This is a genomic window from Spirosoma sp. KCTC 42546, from assembly GCF_006965485.1.
Classification (GTDB): domain Bacteria; phylum Bacteroidota; class Bacteroidia; order Cytophagales; family Spirosomataceae; genus Spirosoma.
The window spans coordinates 7,423,781-7,435,021 of record NZ_CP041360.1; the positions used below are offsets into that span (position 1 = coordinate 7,423,781).

7 protein-coding genes are annotated in these 11,241 nt (G+C 50.5%); 2 read left to right on the forward strand and 5 right to left on the reverse strand.

Annotated elements, in window-relative coordinates; all coding sequences use genetic code 11:
* Positions 1–20 precede the first annotated feature (20 nt).
* The 5 genes from EXU85_RS30265 to EXU85_RS30285 form a co-directional block, all read right to left on the reverse strand.
* A complete protein-coding gene (locus EXU85_RS30265; protein WP_142775657.1) occupies positions 21–1,541 on the reverse strand; it encodes a class I adenylate-forming enzyme family protein in 1,521 nt (506 codons plus the stop codon).
* A gap of 5 nt (positions 1,542–1,546) precedes the next feature.
* Positions 1,547–2,818 (reverse strand): MFS transporter, encoded by a 1,272-nt coding sequence (locus tag EXU85_RS30270; protein WP_142776886.1) that lies wholly within the window; start codon positions 2,816–2,818, stop codon positions 1,547–1,549.
* A gap of 2 nt (positions 2,819–2,820) precedes the next feature.
* On the reverse strand, positions 2,821–3,858 hold the full coding sequence (locus EXU85_RS30275) for a Gfo/Idh/MocA family oxidoreductase (RefSeq protein ID WP_142775658.1): 1,038 nt from the start codon (positions 3,856–3,858) through the stop codon (positions 2,821–2,823).
* A gap of 112 nt (positions 3,859–3,970) precedes the next feature.
* The gene (locus tag EXU85_RS30280) at positions 3,971–6,082 is read right to left on the reverse strand and encodes a PQQ-binding-like beta-propeller repeat protein (protein ID WP_142775659.1); all 2,112 of its coding nucleotides are present in this window, start codon (positions 6,080–6,082) and stop codon (positions 3,971–3,973) included.
* Between the two features lie 148 nt (positions 6,083–6,230).
* Positions 6,231–6,422 carry a cold-shock protein gene (locus EXU85_RS30285; RefSeq protein WP_142775660.1) on the reverse strand — a complete coding sequence of 64 codons (192 nt, stop codon included), beginning with the start codon at positions 6,420–6,422 and terminating at the stop codon, positions 6,231–6,233.
* A gap of 152 nt (positions 6,423–6,574) precedes the next feature.
* On the opposite strand from EXU85_RS30285, the gene EXU85_RS30290 reads away from it, so the two are divergent.
* Positions 6,575–10,774, forward strand: coding sequence for a response regulator (locus tag EXU85_RS30290; protein WP_142775661.1), 4,200 nt, complete (start codon positions 6,575–6,577; stop codon positions 10,772–10,774).
* 197 nt (positions 10,775–10,971) lie between these two features.
* Positions 10,972–11,154, forward strand: coding sequence for a hypothetical protein (locus EXU85_RS30295; protein WP_142775662.1), 183 nt, complete (start codon positions 10,972–10,974; stop codon positions 11,152–11,154).
* Positions 11,155–11,241 lie beyond the last annotated feature (87 nt).

An 11,241-nucleotide genomic window follows, 5' to 3' on the forward strand; every position in this document is an offset into this window, starting at 1 on the left:
GCAACGGCCGACCGTCCGCGCTACATTTCATTATACCACGCTTGTAATTCAGCTTTCAGAATTTTCCCGGCTACGTTCTTCGGAAATTCATCGACCTGCATCACCGCCGAAATCCGCTGATACCTGGCCTCTATGTGGTTATTGACCCAGTCTTTCAGTTCTTGAACAGCAACCTCCTCAACCAATCTGACAGCAGCTATGGGCGTTTCGCCCCAATCAGTATGCGGTACACCAAACACGGCCACCTCGGCCACCGCCGGATGACGAATGATGATCTCTTCGATATCTTTTGGATAAACGTTTACCCCACCCGAAATGATCAGGTCTTTCTTTCGACCTGCCAGGAAGAGATAGCCATCGTCGTCAACATAACCCAGGTCGCCGGTGTACAGCCAGCCATTGCGTAGCGCATCGGCGGTTTGATCTGGCTTTTTGTAGTAGCCTGACGTTAGAAAAGGAGCCCGGCCAATAATTTCGCCGACCTCACCCGAAGGGAGTTCGCTACCGCGGTCGTCCACAATTTTCATTTCCGAAAACCAGATTGGGCGACCCACAGAGCCGGTCTTTTCGGCCGAAACCGTCTTGTCCAAAACCGTCATGAAGCCTTCTGTAAGGCCGTATAACTCATAGAATGTATTCGGGAAGCGCCTAATTAATTCCGCTTTCGGGTCGTTCAACAAAGGTGCTCCCACCGACAGAATATACTCAACAGCTGGCAACGACTCCATGGTAAATTCCGGGTAACGAAGGCAGGCCGCCAGTTGGGTAGGCACCAGAATAGTATGTGTTACGCCTTCCTGAGCCATACTTGTCAGAACCGGCTGAACCGAAAACTCCTTCAGCAACACATAGGTGCAGCCAATGAACATAGCCGGCATAAAGGTCAGCATGGCCCCATTAAACACAATGGAACCGGAGTGCATGACAACGCTTTCGGGCCGGATGCGGAAGGCGTTAGCAAACAATGATCCGTACATTGACCGGACAAAATGGGAATGCATAATTCCCTTGGGCAGTCCGGTTGTCCCGCTGCTGTACATGATATTGTACAGATCATCACCACTCAGGTCGGGAGAGGAAGGTTCCGTTAAAGAAGCCGCTTCCCGCAACGCAGGATACGATTGCCAGCCTGGTAGCTCACCGTCAGTTAGCCAATAGTTATCCGTAGCCACAAGTAAGTCGTTTCGAACCTCGTCCAGGAAAGGCGCGTGAAGTGTGTCCGTCAGGACTAGACTAGAGTCGGCATCAGTGAGCAGGTTTACCAGCCCCCGACCCCGTACCATGGGGCTCATCGGCACGAGTACCGCGCCCAGCTTGGCCACCGCCCAGAAGGCCTCATACAGCTCACGACTATTGGGCAGCACGGTAGCCACTTTATCACCTTTACCGATACCAGCAGCCCGCAACGCATTCGCCATCCGATTAACACTCCGGTTCAACTCCGCAAACGTAAGGCGTGTATCACCAAAGACGAACGCCAGATGATTGGGTCGAAACTGAGCGTGCTGCGTTAGCCACTGGTTGATAGTAAGGGGGTACATGGTAATCAGCGTTCTATCGACTCAATTGGCTTCAACTTGGGCGCAAACAGATGAATACACAACCAGGCCAGCAGATACGCACTACCGCAGATCAAAAACAGATAATTATATCCAATGGTAATGTCCCCCTGCGCCTTATAAGTATCCAGCAGCGCACCCACAACAATCGGAAAACAGAGCCCGCCTAATGAGCCTGCCATACCGCCAAGCCCTACCACCGAACTAACCGCATTTTTAGGAAACATATCCGATACCAGCGTAAACAGATTGGCGCTCCAGGCCTGGTGAGCCGCAACGGCCAGACTAAGCAACCCAACTACTTCCCAGATTGATGTGGCATAACGGGTCAACACAATTGGCACAATGCATAGCGCATAGAGCATCATGGCCGTTTTTCTGGATCGGTTGATGGTCCAGCCCCGGCGTATGAAATACCCGGACAAATAGCCACCACCAACGCTACCGAGTGTAGCCGCGGTATACACAAAAATGAGTGGTAGGCTGGGCTTTTTCAGGTCCAGATTGAAGGAAGACGCAAAGTACGAGGGCAGCCAGAACAGGAAAAACCACCAGACCGGATCGGTAAATAGCTTACCCAAAATGAACGCCCAGGTTTGTTTATACCGAAGCAAATCAACCCATCGTACCGATTCCCCTGAATTGCTTTCCACATCGCTGGTAATATAGACCAGTTCCTCTGCCGACAGCTTCTTATGGCGTTGCGGATTATCGTAGCTCCACCACCAGAAAACAACCCAGATAAAACCAACCAAACCCGTTAACACAAACGCCATTTCCCAGCCGTAAACGCCCAGCACCCAGGGTACCAGAATAGGTGCTACCACCGCACCAATATTGGTACCCGAGTTAAAGATACCCGTTGCCAGCGCCCGTTCCTTGCGGGGAAACCACTCTGCCACCGTTTTAATGGCAGCCGGGAAGTTCCCCCCTTCACCCAAACCCAGCAGGGCACGGTAAAACCCGAATCCGAAGGTGCTGGTTGCCAGACCATGCAGCATAGCGGCTATACTCCACAGAAAAACGGCGATGGTATACCCCAGTTTGGTTCCAATAATGTCAATCAGTCGACCGAAGACGACGTAACTGAAGGCGTAGGCCGCCTGAAACGCCATCACAATATGACTGTAATCGGTTTCGGTCCAGTTGAAAACGGTTTCTAAAGTAGGCTTGAGCAGGCTGATCACCTGCCGGTCCAGATAGTTTATGGTCGTTGCTATGAACAACAGTACGACAATTCGCCAGCGGTAGTTGCTCATCATTAAAAGGACATCGTGCGTTTGGACTGACTACTTGCCTGGGCTAAATCAATAACGCGGGCGAGTTGCTGAATATCGGCGGGTGTAATGGCGAGCTCGGCCCCGTTTACAATAACATCGTATAGATTGTCGTAAAAAGGCGTGTAGTTGCCCGCTTCACTTTCAATGACCTCGCTCTGCCCATTCCGGTAAAGCGTACCCCAGCGATCTTTCGGTTCAGTGCCCCAGTCAGCTTGATTAGGAAAGTGATTCTGTCGAAGCAGTTCTTCCTGCACATCCAAACCGCCTTTTAGAAATGATCCTTCAGTGCCATGCAGGCTGTAGCGCAGTTGATTTTGATAGACTAGCAGGCTGGATTTAAGCCGAACGGCTTTATCGGCATAGCCCAGTTTTATATCGAAATAATCGACGACCTGACTATCCGGGCGAATCATTCGGATGCTGGCTTCTACCGTATCGGGTTTACCAAACAGATGCAATGCCTGGTCGAGTACGTGTGGGCCCAGATTGTAGAGACTTCCCCGGCCCAGCGCAGCCTTCTCTTTCCAGGAGTGGGCCTGCAACGCTACCGGTGAGAACCGATCATACCGGCCTTCGTACTCGATGAGCGTACCCAGCGATCCGTCGGCCAGTAACCGCTTAATAGTCAGGAAGTCGGAATCCCACCGGCGATTCTGGTAAGCTGTAGCCATACACCCCTGCCGCTGTGCCAGTTCCAGCAGTTGAATAGCTTCTGGTTCGGTGATTGCAAATGGTTTTTCAACCACCACGTGCTTCCGATGCTCCAGCGCCTTCCGGGCATACTCTACATGGGTTTCGTTAGGCGAACAGATGAACACGAGATCGATAGCAGGATCGGCGAATAGCTCATCGGGCGTAGCCACCCACTCAATCGAGGCATCGAATTCACGTACTGCATCGGGTCGGCTACTGGCTATTTTCTTTAGGCGAAATTTTGGGTTGACGGATAGAAACGACGCATGGAAATAGCGCCCAGAGAGGCCAAAGCCAACCAAACCAACGTTAATTACTGTAGACATATGTATGATATATGGTATATGGCTTACGGTATTCTTTTTACGGTTTATGGTGGGCTGACGCATGAGTTGCTGCCGCCCACCATAAACCGTAGACAGGATACCGTAAGCCTAGTTAAGGTAAAGCAAAGGCAACGTACTTATCTCCTGATTTGGTGTTGAGTTTTCCGCCCCCACACGCAATAACTACGTACTGTTTTCCACCAACCGAATAGGTACTGGGTGTAGCATAGCCTGCTGCGGGCAACTGAGTTTGCCACCGGATTTTACCCGTTTTTTTGTCGATTGCCCGAAGTTGCTCGTCTTTACTGGCCGCAATAAACAGTAATCCGCTGCCCGTTACAAGTGGCCCGCCGTAATTATCGGTTCCCGTAGGCGGAATGCCCTGGGCAGTTAATTCTTTGTATTCGCCCAATGGCACCTGCCACCGATGTTCGCCCGTATTGAGGTCAATAGCTGTGAGTGTACCCCAGGGTGGCGCACTCACAGGGTAGCCTTTACTGTCGTACCAGCGGTTGTAGCCTGTGTGCTGGTAAGGCAAACCCGCTTTTTGGGTGCTCACCGTTTGTGCCGTATTGCCCTTATTGAACAGAAAATCAACGATCGCTTTCCGTTCGGCTTCGGGCAGGTGCGAAAACGACGGCATCATACCCCGGCCTTTCAAGAGGACCTGATGAACCGCATCGGCAGAGAGTCTAGTTTCCAGACCCAGTAACGATGGATACGAACCATCATGATTTCCCCGGCGGTCGGCACCATGACAGGCCGCACACCGTAAGCTATATAATTGAGCCCCCGTCACGCTCGCATTGCCAATCGGCTGTTCTTTACGGATCAGGGTAGAAAAACAGGGATTTTGTTTTGCAGGAATATAGATGATACCCTCCGGGTCAGTCGCCGAACCACCCCATTGCGCTCCCCCATCGGTGCCCGGAAAAAAGATGGTCATGTCTGACGTCAGGGGTATGTAGGGGCTACCTGTATGGGCTTTTCGTAGGGTAGCCACGATTTCATCCCGATTGGATGCCCAGGGATTGATGTCTTTTTCAGTGAACGTCTGCTTTGTAAACGGGGCCGGTTTTAGGGGAATGGGCTGCGTCCGACTCGGGAACTCACCCGCCACAGCAGCCGCCGAAAACGCTTTCTCGACAACAGGGAATAACGGCTTTCCCTTTACCCGATCAAAGACAAAAACATGGCCCTGTTTAGTTGTTTGTGCTACGGCATCAATCCGCCGTGGCCGACCGTCGGGGCCATTCTGTACAACCGTCAGCAAATTGGGGGGAGCCGGTGGGTCCCGATCCCAGATGTCGTGGTGCACGAACTGAAAATGCCAGAGCCGTTTACCTGTGTTGGCATTCAGCGCTAGTAAACAGTTGGCAAACAGGTTATTCCCTTTCCGATTACCGCCGTAAAAATCATAAGCGGCTGAGCCTGTTGGTATGTACACAATGCCTCGTTCCCGGTCGATGGCCATCCCTGCCCAGGCGTTGGCCCCACCCAGGCGTTCACGCGGGTTAGCCGGAGCCCAGGTATCGTAGCCAAACTCGCCGGGTTGCGGAATGGTATGAAATGTCCAGACTTTCTGGCCTGTACGTACATCATAGGCCCGCACATCACCGAGCAAAGCCGTTTCACCTTCGGACAGACGTGCCCCAACAATGATCAGGTTTTTGTAGATAGTATTGGGCGTGTTGGGCTGTACGTAATTATCGCCACCCGGTCGTTCGATGCCTTCTTTCAAATCAATTCGCCCGTCCTGCCCGAAGCTGTCGATGAGTTTACCCGTGCGGGCATCAAGTGCGTACAGCCATTTACCCGCTCCAAATAGAATTCGCTGGTCAGCCCCATCGGCCCAGTAGGTTACGCCCCGGCTGGTAGTTCCGCCATTGTCGGTCAATTTCGTTCGCCATAGCTCCTGCCCGGTTGCCGCATTCAATGCAAAGGCCTGCGTATTTGCGGATACACCGTACAAAATACCTGCAATAACAATTGGGTTGCACTGCATTTGGGTTCGATTCCCCACCGTATCGGCTCCACCCGACGCATAAGTCCAGGCCACCTTTAGCTGCTGTACGTTATCCGTGTTTAGTTGTATCAGGGGTGAATAATGACTGCGAGCACCATCTCCATTGTACTCTGTCCAGTTGGTATCGGGCAGCGCGGGCGTATGAACAAGACGGGTCGTGACAAACAGCAGAGAGGCTACGACAAACAGGTATCTCATGATTCAGGAAAGCACGGATGGTCCCTTTATTTACTGTCGAAATCAAGTACTGAACTTGTCGTGGCCAGGCTTTTGAGCTATCCGGGCAAAAAAAAACATGCCTTTCGGGCATGTTTTTTTACTGTGTGTATCTTGGTATATCTTTCGATTAAGCCATTTCGACGTTTACGGCATTTAAGCCCTTCTTACCGCGCTCAACAGTGAATTTCACTTTGTCGTTCTCACGGATTTGATCAGTAAGACCTGAGGCATGGACAAAGATGTCTTCACCACCGTCATCGGGGTTAATGAAGCCAAATCCTTTGGTCTCATTAAAAAATTTTACAGTTCCTGTTTGCATTTTATTTGAATTTAGGTCAAAGGTCGACTTAATAAACTACAATTCCTACTATAATACTGGATTGCCAAAGTCTTTTCTTAGAAATGAGTAAGAGTTGAATACAATCGGCTATGATCAAATTTACGTATTTTGAGAGTCAATTGATCTTTACCATGCGTTTCCTCTACTTACTCTTCGTTATTTTACCGTGTACACTGCTTGCCCAACAAACCCAGTCGTCGGAAAAAGGCTGGCAGGAGCTAACTATTTCTGATGGGCTTTCGCAGGGAATGATCTTTGATCTTAAGCAAGACAGGAAAGGATTTATCTGGGTAGCCACAAAGGACGGACTGAATCGCTATGATGGCTATACTTTCACCGTTTTCACACACGATCCCTATAACAAATACAGTCTGTCGTCTAACGCGTGTTCGACCTTACTGGTTGATCGTCATGGGCGGTTATGGATAGGAACGCTAAACCGGGGGCTCAATTTATATGATGACCGAACCCAACGGTTCTACCATATCGACATGAGTGATCCGGCCTCTCCTGACGCGGGAAATTATGAGATTAGTTTACTGGCAGAAGATCCAGACGGCAACATCTGGGTTGGTACCAGTCAGAACAAACTCGTTAAAATTACCTTATCTGATTCGCTAAGAAACGGCTTTCCCCAGCAGGCTGATGCTATGCCCCAGGTTCGGTTCAGCCGATTTTCATTTCCGTTAGATGGAGCCAGCAGTGGCAGTGCACCCGTACGAATCAGCTTTCATGACGATGGCCAAGTGGTGGTTAGTGCAGCCCGAGACCTATACACACTAAGCTGGCGACAGCCTCAACCTGCCAGCTATTCGCAAATCAAACGCTTTGGCTCATTGGCCACTCTGTTCAAGGCAACCCCAGACGGGCAACAGCCCGATTATTGGTTTGGGTTTAGTACCGATACACTTGTTGGCTGGCAGCAGGCCAAACGAAAAGCGATTAAGTTGCCGCCTACTAAAAACTTCAATTTGTATCTGGAAGCAATGGATAACGGTACGGTAGCGGTGGCAACGCCAGACTTTTTATGGCTTATGTCGCCCGCTCAGCTCTATGCACAGGATAGTCTATCGGTACGTAACGCTTTTGCCGTTATGCCACCGAACCTGTTTGGCGTAACGAAACTCCTCATTGACCGAACCGGGAACATATGGGTAGGTACAGCGGGCTATGGACTGCGTAAATTCAGTCCCCGTATCAAGCAGTTTAAAGCCTACCTGCCCAACATCTCCCTTTCGTACTTATTTCAGGATCAACAGGGGCAGACCTATGTGCGGAGTCAGTTCGACTATGGCCGTTTAGACCGTTCCAACAATCGCTGGATATCGTTTCTGAATAAAAGCCGATCGGCTCAGGCCGATCGACCAGGTTACCTCATGCAGGACCATCAGGGTTTTTTCTGGACTGCCCTCGTTAGCTCTCAGCGCAACTCAGCTCTCCATCAGCTAGTTAAGTATTCAACGAATTGGCAACGGCTCAAGACCTATCTCTTACCGCCCGGCACTGCCTTCGGTTTATATGGCAATCAGATTCGGGAAGACAAAGCCGGGTATCTCTGGATCGGGGCTATGAATGGCAAACTCCTCCAGTTCAACCCGACTACCGAACGCTTTACCGTATTTTCTTACCAGCATCTGCTGCCCCGGCAGGCTGCCGAAGTCGAAACCTACTCGCTGTATTTCGATAGAGCCGGTACGGGCTGGATTGGCACCCAGAGTGGCCTTATCCGGGCTGATCATCCGCAAACAAAACCCACCTTTTCGATCTATAAAAACGATATCACTAAACGCGAAAGCCTGAGCAACGATTTTGTATCGAGCACTATCGACGACCCTGATCGGCCGGGCAACTACCTCTGGGTAAGTACAAAAGGGGGTGGACTGGAACGACTCGATAAACAGACCGGGCAGTTCCGGCACTTTACCGAAGCCCAGGGCTTGCCCAACAAAGTGGTCTACGGAATCCTGGCCGATGAGTTTAACAATCTCTGGATGAGCACCAACCGGGGTCTGGCACAGTTTAATCCCCGTACGTTCCGGTTTCGTAATTACACCAAGGCCGATGGGCTTCAGGATGATGAATTTAATACGGGTTCGTTTCTTAAAACTGCATCGGGCGAACTACTCTTTGGGGGCGTAAACGGGCTAACCGCGTTTCAACCTAAAGACGTGGCGGCTACAACTGCCGGATCGACTCCCCCAGTTCAGATCATTGGGCTAAAAATCAATAACGAAGCTGTTGCCGTGGGAGCCTCAGATGGCATCTTGCCAGAAAGTATAGAGCAAACACAGCGGCTTGATTTGTCGTATACGCAAAATCTGGTAACCCTGGAATTTTCGGTAATGGATTATGCCAATTCGGCCAAAAATCAATATCGATATCGGCTGGAGGGTATTGACCAGAACTGGGTGGAAGCCGGTACAAACCGATTTGCGAACTATGCCCAATTGCCTGATGGTAACTACACCCTGCATGTGATGGGCTCGACCGATGGTCAGGTATGGAGTAAGCCCGTCGACTTGCAGATCCGGGTACATCCGCCATTTTACCGTAGTTGGTGGGCCTATTTGCTGTATATACTTGGGTCGATTGTCATTATCTGGCAGCTATACCAGTTCCAGAAACAACGGTGGTTGTTGCAGCAGCAGGTGGCTTTTGAGCAGAAAGAAGCCAGCCGATTGGCGGAACTCGATGCACTGAAAACGCAATTTTTTACGAACATTTCCCACGAATTTCGCACACCCCTTACGTTGATTCTGGGTCCGCTGACTGCGCTGAAAGAACAGCTTCGGACGGAAAATGTGGTCACGTTAACCGCATCGGTTGTGAATTTAATGGAACAGAACAGTAATCGGCTACTCCGCCTGATCAACCAACTCCTGGATCTGAGTAAACTATCGGCGGGTCAACTTCAGCCGACACTGGAAACTGGCGACATGGCTACGTTCTTTCGAACCCTGGCCAGTTCGTTTAGCTCGCTGGCCGAGAGTCGACAAATCCGGTTCTCGTTCTCTCAGCAATATGCCCATTTTCAAACTAGTTTCGATCATGACAAAATCGAAAAAATAGTAACCAACCTACTCTCAAACGCGTTCAAATTCACCCCAGCGGGGAAGCAGGTCCATTTGCATGTCGACTATCCTTCCCCGTCCTCAACCGGTGAATTAGTCATTTCGGTAGAGGATACGGGTATTGGTATTGCCCCAGCGAATCTAGCGACCATTTTCGAGCGGTTTTATCAGGTTAAAGCGAACCGCATCGGCGGACCGCAGACCTATGAAGGCACAGGTATCGGATTATCACTGGTTAGCGAGTTGGTAAAGATACTTGGGGGTACAATCACCGTGTCTAGCACAGAGGGAGTAGGCACGAACTTCAAGGTTCGCCTACCACTGGCAGGTATCGAACAACAATCGGTAGCAGATGGCTTCGAGATGATGGAAACGGCAGAACCTAGCGATAACCTCCCGGTAGTTTTGACCGATACGACTTTACCAACCCCAGCGACCGATAACATTCTGCTCATTATTGATGATAATGCCGACATCCGAGCTTACGTGCGGACTGTGTTCGAATCGGACTACAACATCATTGAAGCCGAAGATGGACTGGACGGCCTGGAAAAAGCGACGGCTAGTTTACCTAACGTAATCATCTGCGATCTGATGATGCCCCAACTTGATGGATTTGGCTTTTGTAAAGCACTGAAAGCACAGGAAGTCACCAGTCACATTCCGGTGATCATGTTGACGGCTAAGGCAAGGGTAGAAGATCGAATTGAGGGTTTCGAGCTAGGGGCTGATGACTACCTGACCAAACCCTTCAACCCGGCCGAACTACGGGTGCGGGCAAACAACCTGATTCAACAGCGCGAACGACTGTATCACTGGTTTAGCCATCAGGCTCCCACTAACAGCGAGCCGCCTGCAACCTCAACAACCACCGGGGTAACACCAGACCTGCCCCCTGCCGACCAGAGATTCCTCGACCGGCTGTCGGCTATTGTTAACCAAAACCTGAGTGACCCGGCGTTTAATGTAGAAGCTTTGGCCGAGGCTGCTAACCTGAGTCGCACGCAGCTTAACCGGAAACTGAGAGCTATAGCCGACACCAGCCCAACTAACTTTATTCGGGAGATACGGCTGACTAAAGCGACCGAATTATTACTTGAGGGTGAGGAGAGCGTAACGCAAATAGCCTACGCCGTCGGGTTTGATAACCCATCCTACTTTACCAAAGTATTTCAGGAACGCTACCACACATTACCCTCGCAGTATAGTCGAACCGTAACCGGACGAGCTGTAAAAGACGAGCCACCACTCACTGCCTAAATTTAGTTTACGAAATAATTCGAATAGTATCTTATTTGTCGACTTCACCCCTACCAAGCCCAATTTTGGGCTTTTTTTTGTTCGATGCACCTAAATTGACAAACAATGCAACATATATGGTAGCGGTTGAGACGCCAGGTGTAGTACTTGCCGGGGCAATTTATCGCTAAATCTCAAGCCTACTCTACCGCCAACGTATGAACCATTTCTTCCTCGATCTACTGGCACCCTCTCCTGTTTTGGGCTGTGCCAAACGTAACAATAGTCCCGCCCAACCCGACGCTGTGCGAGTAACCGGCTCAATACAAAACACCGATTTGGTATCCCAATCGCTGCTGCATTTATACCAATACCAAGGGAGTTCAGGCTATTGTTCCTGACGGTTTAGCCAACTGATAAACGCTTTCCGCTTCACACATCTTTCTGCTTTTCTTCCCGTCAATCGATCGGATACAGGAATCGACTGT

Bases quoted from the DNA above. Each gene is read 5' to 3' on its own strand.
- EXU85_RS30275 (WP_142775658.1), bottom strand. From the start codon at position 3,858: ATGTCTACAGTAATTAACGTTGGTTTGGTTGGCTTTGGCCTCTCTGGG.
- EXU85_RS30265 (WP_142775657.1), bottom strand. From the start codon at position 1,541: ATGTACCCCCTTACTATCAACCAGTGGCTAACGCAGCACGCTCAGTTT.
- EXU85_RS30290 (WP_142775661.1), top strand. From the start codon at position 6,575: ATGCGTTTCCTCTACTTACTCTTCGTTATTTTACCGTGTACACTGCTT.
- EXU85_RS30295 (WP_142775662.1), top strand. From the start codon at position 10,972: ATGAACCATTTCTTCCTCGATCTACTGGCACCCTCTCCTGTTTTGGGC.
- EXU85_RS30285 (WP_142775660.1), bottom strand. From the start codon at position 6,422: ATGCAAACAGGAACTGTAAAATTTTTTAATGAGACCAAAGGATTTGGC.
- EXU85_RS30280 (WP_142775659.1), bottom strand. From the start codon at position 6,082: ATGAGATACCTGTTTGTCGTAGCCTCTCTGCTGTTTGTCACGACCCGT.
- EXU85_RS30270 (WP_142776886.1), bottom strand. From the start codon at position 2,818: ATGAGCAACTACCGCTGGCGAATTGTCGTACTGTTGTTCATAGCAACG.